Source organism: Blastococcus sp. SYSU DS0533, from assembly GCF_054050775.1.
In genome coordinates, this window is sequence record NZ_JBJGZZ010000014.1 from 1 (window position 1) to 15,109 (window position 15,109).

The 15,109-nt window shown below is 74.2% G+C and carries 16 protein-coding genes and 2 tRNA genes; 11 read left to right on the plus strand and 7 right to left on the minus strand.

Annotated elements, in window-relative coordinates:
* The first annotated feature begins 196 nt into the window (after positions 1-196).
* Positions 197-811 (plus strand): EamA family transporter, encoded by a 615-nt coding sequence (locus tag ACI79W_RS15540; protein ID WP_456562992.1) that lies wholly within the window; start codon positions 197-199, stop codon positions 809-811.
* Between the two features lie 53 nt (positions 812-864).
* Here the strand turns inward: ACI79W_RS15540 and ACI79W_RS15545 are convergent.
* A tRNA-Ser gene (locus ACI79W_RS15545) sits at positions 865-949 on the minus strand.
* Positions 950-1,111: 162 nt separating this feature from the next.
* Between ACI79W_RS15545 and ACI79W_RS15550 the strand changes: the two genes are divergently transcribed.
* Positions 1,112-1,459 (plus strand): hypothetical protein, encoded by a 348-nt coding sequence (locus tag ACI79W_RS15550; protein WP_456562993.1) that lies wholly within the window; start codon positions 1,112-1,114, stop codon positions 1,457-1,459.
* Positions 1,460-1,477: 18 nt separating this feature from the next.
* On the plus strand, positions 1,478-3,247 hold the full coding sequence (locus ACI79W_RS15555; RefSeq protein WP_456562994.1) for a serine/threonine-protein kinase: 1,770 nt from the start codon (positions 1,478-1,480) through the stop codon (positions 3,245-3,247).
* A 69-nt stretch (positions 3,248-3,316) separates the two neighbouring features.
* Here ACI79W_RS15555 and ACI79W_RS15560 read toward each other — a convergent pair.
* The 5 genes from ACI79W_RS15560 to ACI79W_RS15580 form a co-directional block, all read right to left on the minus strand.
* Positions 3,317-3,404 (minus strand) — tRNA-Ser (locus ACI79W_RS15560).
* Between the two features lie 10 nt (positions 3,405-3,414).
* Positions 3,415-3,879 carry a nucleoside deaminase gene (locus ACI79W_RS15565; RefSeq protein ID WP_456562995.1) on the minus strand — a complete coding sequence of 155 codons (465 nt, stop codon included), beginning with the start codon at positions 3,877-3,879 and terminating at the stop codon, positions 3,415-3,417.
* A 52-nt stretch (positions 3,880-3,931) separates the two neighbouring features.
* Positions 3,932-4,582 (minus strand): HAD-IA family hydrolase, encoded by a 651-nt coding sequence (locus ACI79W_RS15570; RefSeq protein WP_456562996.1) that lies wholly within the window; start codon positions 4,580-4,582, stop codon positions 3,932-3,934.
* Complete coding sequence (locus tag ACI79W_RS15575) at positions 4,579-5,082, minus strand: tRNA adenosine deaminase-associated protein (RefSeq protein WP_456562997.1); 504 nt, start codon at positions 5,080-5,082, stop codon at positions 4,579-4,581. Before ACI79W_RS15575 ends, ACI79W_RS15570 begins: the two co-directional genes overlap by 4 nt.
* Complete coding sequence (locus tag ACI79W_RS15580; RefSeq protein ID WP_456562998.1) at positions 5,079-5,741, minus strand: O-methyltransferase; 663 nt, start codon at positions 5,739-5,741, stop codon at positions 5,079-5,081. The genes ACI79W_RS15575 and ACI79W_RS15580 overlap by 4 nt, the downstream gene beginning before the upstream one ends.
* Before the next feature lie 49 nt (positions 5,742-5,790).
* Here ACI79W_RS15580 and ACI79W_RS15585 point away from each other — a divergent pair, with 49 nt between their 5' ends.
* Positions 5,791-6,750, plus strand: coding sequence for a prephenate dehydrogenase (locus tag ACI79W_RS15585; RefSeq protein ID WP_456562999.1), 960 nt, complete (start codon positions 5,791-5,793; stop codon positions 6,748-6,750).
* A 51-nt stretch (positions 6,751-6,801) separates the two neighbouring features.
* The gene (locus ACI79W_RS15590; RefSeq protein ID WP_456563000.1) at positions 6,802-7,035 is read left to right on the plus strand and encodes a DUF2630 family protein; all 234 of its coding nucleotides are present in this window, start codon (positions 6,802-6,804) and stop codon (positions 7,033-7,035) included.
* 59 nt (positions 7,036-7,094) lie between these two features.
* Here the strand turns inward: ACI79W_RS15590 and ACI79W_RS15595 are convergent, their stop codons facing one another.
* Positions 7,095-8,315: a PucR family transcriptional regulator gene (locus ACI79W_RS15595; protein WP_456563001.1), complete on the minus strand. Its 1,221-nt coding sequence runs from the start codon at positions 8,313-8,315 to the stop codon at positions 7,095-7,097.
* 344 nt (positions 8,316-8,659) lie between these two features.
* Here ACI79W_RS15595 and ACI79W_RS15600 point away from each other — a divergent pair, with 344 nt between their 5' ends.
* The 6 genes from ACI79W_RS15600 (at position 8,660) to ACI79W_RS15625 (ending at position 15,083) form a co-directional block, all read left to right on the plus strand.
* Positions 8,660-9,529: an ABC transporter ATP-binding protein gene (locus tag ACI79W_RS15600; protein WP_456563002.1), complete on the plus strand. Its 870-nt coding sequence runs from the start codon at positions 8,660-8,662 to the stop codon at positions 9,527-9,529.
* Positions 9,522-10,286: an ABC transporter ATP-binding protein gene (locus ACI79W_RS15605; RefSeq protein WP_456563003.1), complete on the plus strand. Its 765-nt coding sequence runs from the start codon at positions 9,522-9,524 to the stop codon at positions 10,284-10,286. Before ACI79W_RS15600 ends, ACI79W_RS15605 begins: the two co-directional genes overlap by 8 nt.
* Before the next feature lie 34 nt (positions 10,287-10,320).
* Positions 10,321-11,205 carry a branched-chain amino acid ABC transporter permease gene (locus ACI79W_RS15610; protein ID WP_456563004.1) on the plus strand — a complete coding sequence of 295 codons (885 nt, stop codon included), beginning with the start codon at positions 10,321-10,323 and terminating at the stop codon, positions 11,203-11,205.
* Positions 11,206-11,207: 2 nt separating this feature from the next.
* On the plus strand, positions 11,208-12,392 hold the full coding sequence (locus tag ACI79W_RS15615; RefSeq protein WP_456563005.1) for a branched-chain amino acid ABC transporter permease: 1,185 nt from the start codon (positions 11,208-11,210) through the stop codon (positions 12,390-12,392).
* A 122-nt stretch (positions 12,393-12,514) separates the two neighbouring features.
* A complete protein-coding gene (locus ACI79W_RS15620) occupies positions 12,515-13,843 on the plus strand; it encodes an ABC transporter substrate-binding protein (protein WP_456563006.1) in 1,329 nt (442 codons plus the stop codon).
* A 253-nt stretch (positions 13,844-14,096) separates the two neighbouring features.
* Entirely contained in the window at positions 14,097-15,083 is a 987-nt protein-coding gene (locus tag ACI79W_RS15625; protein ID WP_456563007.1) for a UDP-glucuronic acid decarboxylase family protein, read from the plus strand.
* Positions 15,084-15,109 lie beyond the last annotated feature (26 nt).

The following is a 15,109-nucleotide window of genomic DNA, read 5'->3' on the forward strand; positions in this document are numbered from 1 at the left end:
CACCCCCCCCCACCCCACCCCCACCCCCCCCCCCCCCCCCCCCCCCGCCCCCCCCCCCCCCCCCCCCCCCCCCCCCCCCCCCCCCCCCCCCCCCCCCCCGGCGGTCGGCCGCGGCACCACCGTCCGGCTGGCCCTCGTCGGCGCCGGGCTGGCCTGCTACCAGCTGGCCTACTTCGCGGCGGTCGCCACGGCCGGGGTGAGCATCGCGACCCTGGTGGCGCTGGGGCTGGCGCCGCTGCTGATCGCGGTCGGCGCGACGCTGCTCGGCCACGGCCGCCCGGACGCGCCCACCGTCATCGCCCTCGTCGTCGCCCTCGTGGGGCTGGTGCTGCTCGTCGGCGTCTCCGCCGGGGCGGACACCGGGACGGCGGTGCTGCTCGGCGCCCTCCTGGCCGTCGGCTCCGCGCTCGGCTACACCGTGGTCACGCTGGCCGGCGGCGGGGTGCCGGCCGGGGTCCCGGTGACCCTCGTCGGCTTCGCCGGTGGCGCGCTGCTGCTCACCCCGGTCGCCCTGGCCACCGGGCTGCGCCTGACCACCGACCCGGTGGCGCTGGGGGTCCTGCTGTACCTGGGCGTCGTCCCCAGCGCGCTGGCCTACGCGTTGTTCTTCACGGGGCTGCGCAGCGTGCCGGGCGCGGTTGCCTCGATCGTCACGCTGCTGGAGCCGCTGACCGCGACCGCGCTGGCCACCCTGCTGCTCGGGGAACGCCTGGCGCCGCTGGCGCTGGTCGGCGGGCTGCTCGTGCTGGCCGCCGTCGCGGGGCTGTACCTGCGCCGGTTGCGGCAGCCGGTGCCGGCGGCGGGCGCCTGAGGGTGGCGGGACACGACGGGCCCCCGGCGTGCTGCCGGGGGCCCGTCGGGCTGCGGAGGATGGGAGATTCGAACTCCCGAGGGGTTGCCCCCAACCCGCTTTCCAAGCGAGCGCCATAGGCCACTAGGCGAATCCTCCAGGTACGCGGTGAATGGTACCGGGCGCCGTCGCACGCCTCGCCGGGACACCGCGGGGAGGCCTCCGGCGGCGCCGTGCGGCATCCTCACGGCAGAGCGGTTGACCGGACGGACGGCGGGGAACGGCCTGCACCTGCGGGCCGCACAGGAGGAGGCGCAGGACATGGGTGAGCACAGCGAGGTCCGGCCGGACGTCGTCGATGCGATCGTCGGTGTGCTCAAGGGCGGCGACGCCGCGGCACTGCCGGCCGGCGCCACGGCCGCGGAGAAGACCGCGGCGAAGGACCGCTACCTGTCGGAGTTCGCCGCCGAGCGCAGCAAGCGCGACCGCCAGGCCCAGGCCTGGGAGCTGCTGCTGACCCGCAGCTACGACGAGCCGCCCACCTGGCAGCGCATCTTCGACGACCTGGACGCCGGCGTGCACCACGAGCTCGGCGAGCTCTACGACGTCCTGCCCGCGGGCGCGCAGGAGGAGTACGCACGCCGGTACGGCGTGCCCTCCACCGTCTGACCCCGCGCGCCGCCCTCGATGACCCCACCCGGTACCGCGCCCGGCCGCCTCGTCGCCGGGCGCTACCGCTTGGAGCAGCAGATCGGCGGCGGCGGCATGGGCACCGTCTGGCTGGCGCGCGACGAGAGGCTGGGCCGGCAGGTCGCGGTCAAGCAGGTGCTGTCGCCGCTGGGGGCCGACGAGGAGCAGATCGACGAGCAGCGGCAGCGGGCGCTGCGCGAGGGCCGGATCGCTGCCCGGCTGAGCCACCCGCACGCGATCTCGGTCTACGACGTGGCGCTCGAGGGCGGCGCGCCCTGGCTGGTCATGGAGTACCTGCCCTCCCGCAGCCTGGCGGAGGTCCTCGCCACCGAAGGGGTGCTGCCCGTCGGCCTGGTGGCGCAGATCGGCGCGCAGGTCGCCGACGCGCTGGCGGCGACGCACGCGGCCGGGATCGTGCACCGGGACGTCAAGCCGGCCAACGTCCTGATCGGGCAGGGCGGCCGCGTCGCCGGCCTGGTGAAGATCACCGACTTCGGCATCTCGCACGCCAGCGGCGACGTCACCCTCACCCGGACCGGCCAGATCACCGGCACCCCGGCGTTCCTCGCACCGGAGGTCGCCCAGGGCCACGAGATGACCGAGGCCAGCGACGTCTTCTCCCTGGGCGCCACCCTCTACACCTGCCTGGAGGGCACCCCGCCGTTCGGCATGGAGGACAACGCCCTCGGCATGCTGCACCGGGTCGCCGCGGGGCGGATCACCCCCCCGCAGCGCGCCGGGGCGCTCACCGATCCGCTGCTGCGGATGCTCGCCGAGGACCCGGCCTCGCGGCCGCCCATGACCGAGGTGCGCGACGAGCTGGCCCGGCTGGCCGCCGGCCGGGACGGCGACCCGACGACGGTGCTGCTGGCCCGGACCGACCTGCGGCCCGCGTCCGGCCCGGCCGGTACCGCGGTGTTCTCGACCAGCCCTGGCTCGACCGCTCCCCCTGCCCCCGACCCCGACGCTCCGCCCGCTCCTGCCGCAGGCGGCCCCACGCCGACCCCGTCGTCGGCCCGCACGCCCGCCCCACCCGCCGGCCGGACCCCGGTGCCGCCTCCGGCTCCGGCCCCGGCCGCTGCCGCGGCGGCGCCCGCCGCAGCAGCGGCGGAACCGGCGCCGGACGGCCGCCGCAGACGACGCGGGGCAGCGTGGGTGGCGACCGGCGTCGTCGCCGCCGTGCTGCTGGGTGTGCTCGGGGTGTGGCTGGGCACCTCGGGCGGCAGGGACCCCGACGACACGGCCGCATCGCCCACGTCGGCGTCGTCCGCGCCGTCCACCTCCGGCGAGGCGCCGGCGCCCACGGAGCCGGTGGAGGAGGCGCCCGCGGCTCCGGTCGTCCCGCCGCCGGCGGAGGACGACGAGGACGGCGGGGACGGCGAGGACGGCGGGGACGGCGAGGACGGACGAGGGAACGGGAACGGCAACGGCAACGGCGAGGACCGCGGCGACCCGCTCTCCGAGCAGAACGTCCGCGACTTCGTGCGCGACTACCACGAACTGGTGCTCCAGGACCCGGCACAGGCGTGGGAGCTCACCGGACCGACGCTGCGCGCGAACATCAGCCGCGAGAACTACATCCGGTACTGGGAGCAGTTCGAGGACGTGCGCCTCAGCGACATCCAGGTGGCGGACGGGCAGCCGACGGCGACCGCCACCATGGAGCTGCGCTTCGCCGACGGGCGCCCCAGCGAGATCGGGCCGCACGAGTTCACGTTCCTGGTCCGCGACGGGCAGCTCATCCTCGACAGCGACTTCCCCGCCTGAACGGAGCTCGCGGACGACGGCAGCCCCCGCCCTCCCGGACGCGGGAGAGCAGGGGCTGCTCGGTGCTGCTGGCGGTGGCGGTGGGATTTGAACCCACGGAGGCTTGCACCTCACACGCTTTCGAGGCGTGCTCCTTCGGCCGCTCGGACACGCCACCGCCGAAGAGACTACAGGCCCCGCTGACGGCGGAAGAAGGCACGTAGCAGCGCGCCGCACTCCTCGGCGCGGACACCGCCGGTGACCTCGGGCCGGTGGTTGAGCCGGCGGTCGCGGACCACGTCCCACAACGAGCCGGCGGCGCCCGCCTTGGGGTCGTCGGCGCCGTAGACCACGTGCGCCACCCGCGACAGCACGCTGGCCCCGGCGCACATGGTGCACGGTTCCAGGGTGACCACCAGGGTGCAGCCGCCCAGCCGCCACCCGTCGCCGTGCGACCGCGCCGCCGCCCGCAGCGCGAGCACCTCGGCGTGCGCGGTGGGGTCGCCGCGCTTCTCGCGCTCGTTGGCCGCCTCGGCCAGCACCGCGCCATCCGGGCCGAGGACGACGGCGCCGATCGGCGTGTCCCCCCACTCCTCCGCGGCAGCCGCGAGCTGCAGCGCCCGCCCCATCGCCGACCCGAGGTCGGGGGTCACCGGGTACCGCTCCGCGAGCTCCCCCTCGGGGAGGTCCCCCTCGGGACGGCGGTCACGCCGACGACCCGTCGAGCGGGAAGCCGACCAGCTCGGACAGCTCGGCCAGCGCGACGGCGGGGTCGACCACCTTGATCGTCGAGAAGCCCAGCGCCCGGGCGGGCTTCAGGTTGATGCCCAGGTCGTCCAGGTAGGCGCAGTCGCCGGCCTCGATCCGACGGCCGACGGCCGCGGAGAGCCGGTCCAGCGCCCGCCGGTAGATCTCCGGCTCGGGCTTGCGCACGCCCTCGACGGAGGACTCGACGATCGCGTCGAAGAGATCGAGCACGTCGTCCAGCCGGCCACCGCGCTCCATCGGCGCCACGTTGTTCGACAGCAGCGCCAGCGGCAGCCCGGCCTCGCGCAGCCGGCGCACCGCCGCGACCATCGCCGGGCGCAGCTCCCCCTGCAGCGCGGCGAGCACCCGCGCCGCCTCGATCCGGTGCCCCAGCGCCGCGGCCTCGGCCTCGAAGGCGGCGGAGAACCCGGCGACGTCGAGCTCGTTGCGCTCGTACCGGGCCCAGGCGTTCGTGTCCGGGTCGGTCGAGTTCAGCCGGCGGATCAGCCCCTCGGGCAGCCCGGCCTCCCGCTCGTAGGCGGCGAACGCGGTCATCGGGCTCTCGGTGAGCACCCCGCCCAGGTCGAACACCACGGCCGAGACGGTCACGAGGTCACCGCCGCGGCCAGCTCGTCGGCGAAGCCCAGGCGGGTGGCGATCCGGCCCACCATCTCGTCGGCCCACAGGTCGTCGGCGGTCACGATCGGTCGCAGCTCCTCGGCGGGCAGCCCGTCGTCGGCGAACAGGTCCAGGTCGCCACCGGGCCAGCCGGTCTCGTCGTCGTCGAAGGCGCCTTCGGTGTCGACGCCGATGCCGTAGCGCTCGACCACCTCGGCGGCGAGCACCCACTCCAGCATCGTGGCGTCGGAGATCAGCGCCCGCACCATGCCCCCGGGGCCGTGCCGCAGCGCGACGAAGTACAGCCGCGAGTCGACGACGAGCACGAACGGCGGCGGCCAGCCGGAGCCGCCGGGGTCTCCGAGCGCTCGCTCCAGCACCGGTAGCTCGTCGCCGGCGTCGGCCGCCAGCAGCTCCACCTGCCAGCGCGGACCGACCCGGCTGACCCGGACGGCGTAGCTGGCGGGCGCCTCCCCCGCGGCCGCGCTCATCGCTTGCGCAGCAGGGTCAGCCCGTCGGCGAGCGGCAGCAGCGCCGTCTCCCACCGCGGGTCGGCGGCCAGCGCGGCGTTGAGCTCCGCCAGCGCGCGGTCGGACTCGTCGGCGGGGTCCAGCACGCGGCCCGACCGGAGCGTGTTGTCCAGCAGCACCACACCGTTGCGCCGCAGCCGCGGGTGCAGCTCCTCGACGTAGGCGGCGTAGCCGGTCTTGTCGGCGTCCACGAACGCCAGGTCGAAGGTCTCCTCGGCGGGCAGCGAGCGCAGGGTGGGCAGGGCGTCGCCGAGGCGCAGCTCGACCCGGTTGGCCACCCCGGCGCGCGCCCAGTACCGCCGCGCCACCGCCGTCCACCCCTCGTTGTTGTCCAGGCAGAGCAGGGTGCCGTCGGCCGGCAGCGCCCGGGCGATGCAGAGCGCCGAGAAGCCGGTGAACGTGCCGATCTCGATCGCCGTCCGGACGCCGAGCGCCGCGGTGAGCAGCCGCATGAGCACGCCCTGCTCCGGGGCGATCTGCAGCGTGGCCGAGGCCTCGCCCCGCTCCGCCATCGCCGCGGTCTCGAGGATCAGCTCGGCCATCACCTCGTCCACGGCGTCGGAGGAGGCGCGGACGTAGTCGGCGAGCTCCGGGGTGAGCAGGAACGACCGAGGCGTCATGGCGCGTGGGGAGGCCGGAGCGGGCAGGTCGGCGTCATAGCCTCTGATCATGGCCGATACCGCTGGACCCGGGGGCACCCCCGTCGACGGCGCCCCGTCGTTCCCGGTCCCGACCATGCCCGCTCCCCCGGTCGGCGTCGTCGGGCTCGGCCAGCTCGGCGGATCGCTGGCCGCCGCGCTGGCCGCCGCCGGGCGCCCCGTGGCCGGCTGGGACGTCGATCCCGCGGCCCGGGACGCCGCGGCCGCCCGGGGGGTGCGGATCACCCGTGACCTCTCCGGCGTCGTCGTCCTGGCCGTGCCGCTGCCGGCGATGGCGACCGCGCTGGACGGGCTGGCGGTCGACCCGGACGCGACGGTGACCGACCTCGGTTCGGTGAAGGTGCCGGTGCTCGACGCGCTGGGCCGGGCGCTGGGCGGGCGCTTCGTCGGCGGGCACCCCATGTGCGGCACGGAGCGGTCGGGCCACGGCGCCACCGACCCAGGCCTCTTCGCCGGCGCCCGCTGGGCGCTCTGCCTGGAACCGGCGACCGAGCTGCCGCGGTGGCTCCGCGTCGCGGAGGTGGCGCTCGCCGTCGGCGCGGAGGTCGTGCCGGTCACCGCCGCCGAGCACGACGACGCCGTGGCCGCGATCAGCCACGTCCCGCACCTGCTCGCCGCCGCGCTCGCGGGCGCGGCGGCCGAGGCCGGGCCCCTCGCGCTGGCGCTGGCGGCCGGGAGCTTCCGCGACGGCACGCGGGTCATCGGCAGCGACCCGGCCTTCGTCACCTCGATGGTGGAGGGCAACGCCGGGCCCACGGTCGCCGCGCTGGAGCGGGTCCGCGCGCAGCTGTCCCGCCCCTGGCCCGAGCTGGTGGCCGCCGGTCACGCCGTCGCCACCCGGACTCCCGGCCGGCGCACCGTGCGCGTGCCGCTGGACCGGGCCGCGCTGCTGGCCCTCGGCCGCACGGGCGGGGCGGTGCACCGCCGGCTGGCCGCCTTCGTGGAGGGCTGGGTCCCCGAGGAGGGCTGACCCGCGCAGGGGTCGCGGTTTCGCGGCCGCGTCCCCGGGCACGCACCCGGCATGGACGAGCAGGACATCTTGAAGCGCATCCACGCCCTCGTGGACGAGGAGCACGCGCTGCGCGAGAACAGCGAGCACACCGACGAGACGCGGGCCCGCATGGGCAAGCTCGAGGCCGACCTGGACCAGTGCTGGGACCTGCTGCGGCAGCGCCGCGCCAAGCGCCAGTACGACGAGGACCCCGACGAGGCGCAGGTGCGCCCGGAGCAGCAGGTCGAGAGCTACCTCCAGTAACTGCTGCGCTGCAGGGGCCCGCGCCGAGCTCGCGAGGCGTGGGGTGCAGCGTGCTCCTGCTAGGCGGAGCGACGGGCGGGCTGGGCGTGCTCGGTGCCCAGCAGCGCCAGCTGCCAGAGCAACCGTGACCGCGGGTCGGTCACCTTCCGGCCCGTCACCGACTCGATGCGCCGGAGGCGGTGCATCACCGTGTTGCGGTGGCAGTAGAGGGCGTCGGCGGCCCGGGTCGGCGAGCCGTCGGCGGCGAGGAAGGCCGCCAGCGTGTCCAGCAGCACCGCGCGCTCGTCCCCGGGCAGCTCCAGCAACCCGCCCAGCGACTGCCCGACGAGCCGGGAGCTGATCTCCGGCGAGTTGCTCAGCAGCGCCTCGGGGAGCCTGTCGTCGATGCTGACCACGCTGCTCACCCCGGCCGGCAGCGTGCGCACCGCGGTCTCGGCCAGCCGGTAGGCCGTGCCCACCCCCGAGGCGCCGTCCACGACGTCGGAGACCCCGACCGGGCCGTGCGCCGTGCCGCGCAGCAGCGCCAGCAGGTCGGGGGGGCGGGTGGCACCCAGCCCGACCAGCCCCACCTGCGCGTCGCCACGCACCCCCCAGACCGAACGCACCCCCCGCTTGAGCAGCGCCTCCCCGGGAGAACGCAGCGCCGGGACGCCGTCGGGCCCCGGCAGCCCGACCACCGCCATGAGCCGCCCGTCGAGCGGGAGACCGAGGATCTCCGCGGCGGCCCGCACGAACCCGGGGTCACCGCCGCGACCGTCCAGCAGCCCGTCGAGCGCCTGCTGGCGCGCCCGCTCGTCGACGCCCTCCAGGCGCCGCTGCTCCAGGCGGTAGCCCTCGGCGAGGGCGGCGCACTCGGCGTCGTTGGTCCGCCAGATCGAGCCGGCGACCTCCAGCAGCAGGGTGTCGTGGTGTGCGGTGCCGTCGCGGGAGACCGCCAGCAGCGTCTCCCAGGTCACCTGCCCGCCGAGCCGGTAGGCGCGGAGCACCGCTTCGAGGGGCAGGCCCTGCGCGGCCCGCCGCGCCCCCACCGCGCGGGCCGAGGCCACGTGCGGGGTCCCGCCGCTCGCGGCGGCGGCCACCAGCGAGCGCAGCCCGCCCTCGAGGTTGGAGCGGGTGGACTGCCGCAGGTCCTGCTCCGACTCCTCCACCAGCTGCCGGTAGGCGGGCTCGGTGCGGACCAGCACGTCCACCATCCGGTCGGTCATCGCGTCGAGCTGCTCCAGCAGCCGGGGGGCCAGCTCCGCGAGCCTCGTCGCCACCTCCGGGCGGAAGGGCTGCACTCGTCGACCTCCTCCTGGCGCACCGCTGAGCACAACACGACGAGCACGCCACTGTGCTCCGCGCCCATTGTGCGGTCGAACCCGCGCGGACACGCGCGCCGGGGCCCAGTCGTGACCCAATCGAGGCCGGGGTCGACCGACCTCGCCCACCCCGCAGGGGCCCGGGACGGCGGCCCGATATCGACCTCGCAACAGGTCGACTCACAGCACAACACGCTCTTGTGATCGCTGTGCGGTGCGCCCATTGTGACGGGTGACACGGCCGGGCACTCTCAGCGGGACGTACTCGCGACCTGACCGTCACCACCCGCGTCCGGGTGGTGCCGCACCGATGCAGAGGAGCAGTGGGCCCCTTGGCGCAGCCGACCGGCAGCCAGCGAACACCGGAGAAGACGCCCACCGCCCGGCTCGAGATGACCGGGATCAACGTCGCCTTCGGCGGCGTGCTGGCCCTCACCGACGTCTCCGTGACCGTCGAACCGGGCCAGGTGCACGGCCTCATCGGTCCCAACGGGGCCGGCAAGACCACCCTGTTCAACGTCGCCTGCGGCCTGGTCCGCCCGACGTCGGGCCGGATCGTCTGGCGCGGTGAGGAGATGCGGCGACTCAAGCCGAGCAAGCTCACCTCCCTGGGCATCGCCCGCACCCTGCAGGGCGTCGGCCTCTTCCCCGGCATGACCGTGCTGGAGAACGTCATGGTGGGCGCGCACCGCCACGCCCGGGCCGGTTTCGCCTCGGCCCTGTTCGCCCTGCCGACGTCGGACAAGGACGAGCGGCTGCTGCGCGAGCGAGCCATGCGGGCGCTGGCCGAGCTGAACGCCGGCCACTACGCCGGCCGCTACCCCGGCTCGCTGCCCTACCCGGTGCAGAAGCGGGTCGCGCTGGCCCGGGCCCTGGTCGCCGAGCCGGAGCTGCTGCTCCTCGACGAGCCCGCCAGCGGTCTCTCCGAGGACGAGATGCACGAGCTGGGCGAGCTGATCCGCTCGGTCGTCGGCCGGATGAGCGTGCTCCTCGTCGAGCACCACATGGACCTGGTCATGCGGGTCTGCGACCGGATCACGGTGCTCGACTCCGGCAAGCAGATCGCGGCCGGCACGCCGGCCGAGGTGCAGGCCGACCCGGCAGTCACCGAGGCCTACCTGGGCGACGCGGTCGACGCCGAGGCCGACGCCGCCGAGCTCACCCACGCCGAGGGAGGACGCCCCCATGCCTGACGCCCACGGCAGCACTGCCCTGTCCGCCGCCGGCGGCACCGGCACCGCCACCCGTCTGCTCGAGGTGGAGGGGCTCACCTCCGCCTACGGGCCGGTGCGCGCCCTCGACGGCGTCTCCCTGGCGGCCGAGACCGGGCGGATCACCGCCGTCCTCGGTGCCAACGGAGCCGGCAAGACCACCCTCCTGCGCACGATCAGCGGGCTCGTCCGGCCGGTCGCCGGCCGGGTGCTCCTCGACGGCGAGGACATCACCAAGGCCCCCGTCGAGTCGATGGTGGCCAAGGGCATGGCGCACGTGCCCGAGGGCCGCGGCGTCATCGCCGAGCTGACCGTCGACGAGAACCTGCGGGTCGGTTCGCTGTTCCGCGGCAAGGTCGACCGGAGCGAGTTCGACCGGGTCTACGACCTCTTCCCGCGCATCGCCGAGCGGCGGAACAACGCCGCGCACACCCTGTCGGGTGGTGAGCGGCAGATGCTGGTCATCGGCCGCGCGCTCCTGGCCAAGCCGCGCATCCTGCTGCTCGACGAGCCCTCGCTGGGCCTGGCCCCGCGGATCGTCGCCCAGATCTTCGGGCTCCTCCGCCAGCTGGTCGACTCCGAGGGGCTCTCGGTCCTGCTCGTCGAGCAGAACGCCCGCAGCGCCCTGTCGGTCGCCGACGTCGGCGTCGTCCTCAACCTCGGCAAGGTGGTCGTCACCGACTCCGCCCGCACGCTGATGGCCGACGAGGACCTCCGGCACGCCTACCTCGGTTTCTGACCCTCCCCGCACAGCCAGGAAGGCTTCCTCCTCCGTGGACTACTTCGTCAACGTGACCCTCACCGGGTTGACCCAGGGCATGATCTACTCCGCCTTCGCCCTGGCCCTGGTGCTCATCTGGCGATCGACCCGCATCGTCAACTTCGCCCAGGGCTCGATGGCCGCGGCCACCACCTTCATCGCCCTGGCCCTGATCCAGGCCGGCCAGTCCTACTGGGTCGCCCTCGTCGTGGCCCTGGCCTCCGGGTTCATCCTGGGCGCGATCGTCGAGCGGGTGATCATCCGCCCGGTCGAGGGCGGCCCCGAGCTCAACGCCGTGATCGTGACCCTGGGGCTCTTCGTCGCCATCCAGGCGTCGATCGCGATCATCTTCGGCTCGTCGTTCCAGTCCTTCCCGACGCCGTTCGGCGTGCGCGGCCTGGAGATCGGCGACACGACGATCCCGCTGACCCCGACCAGCATCTACGTCATCGGCTCGGTGCTGGTGGTCATGGGGCTGCTGGTGGCGCTCTTCCGGTTCACCCGCGTCGGCCTGGCCATGCGCGCCTCGGCGTTCAGCCAGGAGGTCGCCCGGCTCCTGGGCGTCAAGGTGGGCGGCATGCTCACCCTCGGCTGGGGCCTGGCCGCGGTCGTCGGCTCCCTCTCCGGGCTGCTGATCGCCGGCGGCACGTTCGTCTGGCCGGCCTACATGGACGCGCTGATCGTCTTCGGCTTCGTCGCCGCGATCATCGGCGGCCTCGACTCCCCGGTCGGCGCGATCGTCGGCGGGCTGATCCTCGGCCTGGCGCTCAGCTACGTCAGCGGCTACGCCCCGCGCGGCAGCGCGCTGGTCAACATCTCCGCCCTGGTCATCCTGATCGTCGTGCTGCTCGTGCGGCCCGGCGGTCTGTTCAGCAGCGCGACGGCTCGGAGGGCATGACGATGAGCGACCTGCAGAGCCCCGCTTCCACCGGTACCGCCGGCAAGGCGAGCGACGACGCCCCGGTCAAGGCGACCGCCGGTGGCGACGCCCCCTCGGCACCGGCGAAGACCGGCCGTTCGTTCCTGCCGCAGTCCACCCTGCTGCGCCACCTGCTCGTGCTGGCGGCCTGCGCCGTGCTCGCGGTGGTGATCCTGGAGATCACCACCCCGTTCCAGAACTCGCAGCTGGCGACCCTGACCTACTACGCCATCGCCGCCGGCGGCCTGACCGTGCTCACCGGCATGAACGGGCAGATCTCCCTCGGGCACGGCGCGCTCATGGCGGCCGGCGCCTACACGACGGCGCTGCTCCTGGACGCCGAGGAGCCCCTGCCGCTGCCGGTCATCCTGCTGGCGGCCGTCGTGGTCGCCACCGCGATCGGCGCGCTGGTCGGGGTGGCCGCCGCCCGGCTGCACGGCCCGTACCTCGCCGGCGCGACGCTCGCCCTCGCCGTCGGCCTCCCCGGTCTGGCGATCTACTTCCACGACACCTTCGGCGGCGAGCAGGGCATGCGGGTGCGCGCCCCGCAGGCGCCGGAGTGGTTCGACGGCTTCATCGACGCCGTCTCGGGCAACTCGGCCTCGAGCACCAAGTGGCTCGCCTACGTCGGGGCGATCTGCCTGCTGATCACCTACTTCTTCCTGGCCAACCTGATCCGCAGCCGCATCGGGCGCACCTGGCGGGCGGTGCGCGACCAGGAGGTGGCCGCCGAGCTGGCCGGCATCAACCTCGGCGCCTGGCGGGTGCTGGCGTTCGTCGTCAGCGCCGCGGCGGCCGGGCTCGCCGGTGGCGTGCTCGCCATCGTCGTCCGCCTCGCGGCCCCCAGCGGCTTCACCATCGTGCTGTCGCTGGCCCTGCTCACGGCGATCGTGATCGGTGGCCTGGGCAGCCTGCTCGGCGCGCTGCTCGGCTCGGCGCTGCTGGTTTTCCTGCCGCCGTTCGTCACGAACCTCGGCGGCGACTTCGGGCTGAGCCAGACCGAGGCCGCCCAGCTGGCGCCGTTCGTCTACGGCGTCGTGCTGATCGTGGTGATGATCTTCGTCCCGGCGGGCTTCGTGGGCACCATCCGCCTCCGCTGGATGACCCGCAAGGCCAAGCGGGCCATGGCCCAGGCCGGCGCCGACGGCGCGAGCAGCAGGGGGTGAGGGCGACCCCCTCCATCCGCCGCACGCGACACCTCCCGCACCTCCACCCCACACCGACTCCCGGGCACCGATGCCCGGGCCGCACCAGAGGAGCACTGTTGTCCAGATCCTCCCGACGTCTCTTGACCACGATCGCCGCGGCGACCGTCCTGTCCACCGTCGCCGCCTGCGGCGGCAGCGATGACAGCGGCGGCGGCGGCGGGGGCGGTGGCGGGGGCGAGAACGAGGCCTCCGACATCGGGGTCACCGAGACGTCGATCAAGCTCGGCGCCCACTACCCGCTGACCGGTGTGGCCGCCCCCGGCTACAGCGAGATCCCCACCGGTGTGCAGGCCTACTTCGAGTGCCTGAACCAGGAGGGCGGCATCTACGACCGGGAGATCGAGTTCATCTTCCGCGACGACGCCTACAACCCCACCCAGACCAGCCAGGTCACGAACGAGCTCGTCCTGAACGACGAGATCTTCGCGATGATGAGCGGGCTGGGTACGCCGACCCACAGCGCGGTGGTCGACTTCCTCAACGACGAGGGCGTCCCCGACCTCTTCGTCTCCTCGGGCTCGCTGATCTGGGGTGAGGACCCGGAGGAGTACCCGATGTCGTTCGGGTGGCAGACCGACTACATGAGCGAGGGCAAGATCATCGGCGAGTACATCGCCGAGAACTTCCCCGACGCGAATGTCGGTCTCTTCCTCCAGGACGACGACTTCGGCGAGGACGGCGAGGCCGGCATCCGCCAGTACATCGACGACCAGATCGTCGCGGCCGAGCGGTACACCCCGGGCAACACCAACGTCGGCCCGCAGATCGCGGCGCTGCAGGCCGCCGGCGCCGACTTCGTCGTCGGCTTCAACGTGCCCAGCTACACCGCGCTGTCGCAGCTGACCGCCCTGCAGCTCGGCTACGACCCGCAGTGGTTCTACTCCAACGTGGGTTCGGACCCGACGCTGGTCGGCGGCCTGCTCAACCGCTTCAGCGAGGGCGCCGTCAGCGACGCCGCCCTGCTCGACGGCGCGCTGACCACCGGTTACCTGCCGACGGTCGACCAGGCCGACAACCCGTGGATCCAGGAGTTCCAGCGGATCTGGGACGAGTGCGGTGGCGAGGGTGAGCTCACCAACTACCGCGTCTACGGCATGGCCCAGGCCTACACCATGGCCCAGGCCCTGCAGGCCGCCGGCCAGAACCCGACCCGCGAGGGCCTGGTCGAGGCCGTCGAGGCCGTCGGCGGCGAGTGGGAGGGTCCGGTCTTCGCGCCCTTCCGCTACTCCGAGGAGAGCCACATGGGCACGAGCGGCATGACCATCGAGCGCATCGTGGGCAACGGCTCGGAGGTCGTCCAGGACGTCCGCACGACCGACATCGGTGACGCCCCGATCGAGGAGTTCGACCAGGAGCCGGCCACGCCGCCGGCGAACGCGATCCCCGAGGAAGAGGCCTACGAGGGCTGATCGAAGGACTTCCTCGCTCCCCACCGCTCGCACGCTCGCGGCGGGACCCCTGCGAGGGAGCCGTTCCAGCACCGAGCGGCGGCGGGCCGCCGGTCTCCCCCGGGAGACCGGCGGCCCGTCCGCTCCCCGGGCAGGAGCTGGAGATGCGGAACACTTCGCCCTCGAAGTGTGTGCGGAGTTGATCTACGGGTAGGACGCCCGCCAGGTGCGTCCGCGGACGTGCGCACCGCGCGGAGCGCAGGAGGGCAAGGGCATGGTCGACGGACCGGTACGCCAGGCACGGACCATCCGGCGGGCGGTGGTCACCGGAGGTGCGGGCTTCCTCGGCTCGCACCTCTGCGAGCAGCTGCTGGAGTGCGGCGTCGAGGTCGTCTGCCTCGACAACTTCCTGACCGGCGCCCCCGAGAACGTCTCCCACCTGATGGAGCACCCGGGGTTCCGGCTGGTCCGCTGCGACGTCACCGACTACGTGCACGTCCCCGGCCCGGTCGACCTGGTGCTGCACTTCGCGTCACCGGCCAGCCCGATCGACTACCTCAGGATGCCCATCGAGACCCTGAAGGTCGGCAGCCTGGGCACCCTGCACACCCTGGGCCTGGCCCACGACAAGGGCGCCCGGTACGTGCTGGCCTCCACCTCCGAGGTCTACGGCGACCCGCTCCAGCACCCGCAGACCGAGGAGTACTGGGGCAACGTCAACCCGGTCGGCCCGCGCGGCGTCTACGACGAGGCGAAGCGGTTCAGCGAGGCGATGACCACCGCCTACCGGACGTCGAAGGGCACCGACACCGGGATCGTCCGCATCTTCAACACCTACGGGCCCCGCATGCGCGCCGACGACGGCCGCGCCATCCCCGCGTTCGTCAACCAGGCCCTGGACGGCCGGCCGCTCACCGTCGCCGGCACGGGCTCGCAGACCCGCTCCATCTGCTACGTCGACGACACCGTCGCGGGGATCCTGGCGCTGGCCTTCTCCGACCACCCGGGTCCGGTCAACATCGGCAACCCCGACGAACTGTCGATGCTGGCGCTGGCCCGTTGGATCGTGGAGCTCACCGGCTCCGACTCCCCCATCGACCACATCCCCCTGCCCGTCGACGACCCCAAGGTGCGCCGCCCCGACACCACTCGCGCAGAGCAGCTGCTCGGGTGGCGCCCCCAGGTCACCTCCGAGGAGGGGCTGCGCCGCACGGTCGCGTGGTTCGCCGCCCAGCGCGCAGCCGTGGCGCCGACCGCCTGACGGTCGGTCACCATCCATGCGACGAG

Bases quoted from the DNA above. Each gene is read 5' to 3' on its own strand.
- ACI79W_RS15550 (WP_456562993.1), top strand. From the start codon at position 1,112: ATGGGTGAGCACAGCGAGGTCCGGCCGGACGTCGTCGATGCGATCGTC.
- ACI79W_RS15555 (WP_456562994.1), top strand. From the start codon at position 1,478: ATGACCCCACCCGGTACCGCGCCCGGCCGCCTCGTCGCCGGGCGCTAC.
- ACI79W_RS15575 (WP_456562997.1), bottom strand. From the start codon at position 5,082: ATGAGCGCGGCCGCGGGGGAGGCGCCCGCCAGCTACGCCGTCCGGGTC.
- ACI79W_RS15580 (WP_456562998.1), bottom strand. From the start codon at position 5,741: ATGACGCCTCGGTCGTTCCTGCTCACCCCGGAGCTCGCCGACTACGTC.
- ACI79W_RS15585 (WP_456562999.1), top strand. From the start codon at position 5,791: ATGGCCGATACCGCTGGACCCGGGGGCACCCCCGTCGACGGCGCCCCG.
- ACI79W_RS15590 (WP_456563000.1), top strand. From the start codon at position 6,802: ATGGACGAGCAGGACATCTTGAAGCGCATCCACGCCCTCGTGGACGAG.
- ACI79W_RS15605 (WP_456563003.1), top strand. From the start codon at position 9,522: ATGCCTGACGCCCACGGCAGCACTGCCCTGTCCGCCGCCGGCGGCACC.
- ACI79W_RS15615 (WP_456563005.1), top strand. From the start codon at position 11,208: ATGAGCGACCTGCAGAGCCCCGCTTCCACCGGTACCGCCGGCAAGGCG.
- ACI79W_RS15625 (WP_456563007.1), top strand. From the start codon at position 14,097: ATGGTCGACGGACCGGTACGCCAGGCACGGACCATCCGGCGGGCGGTG.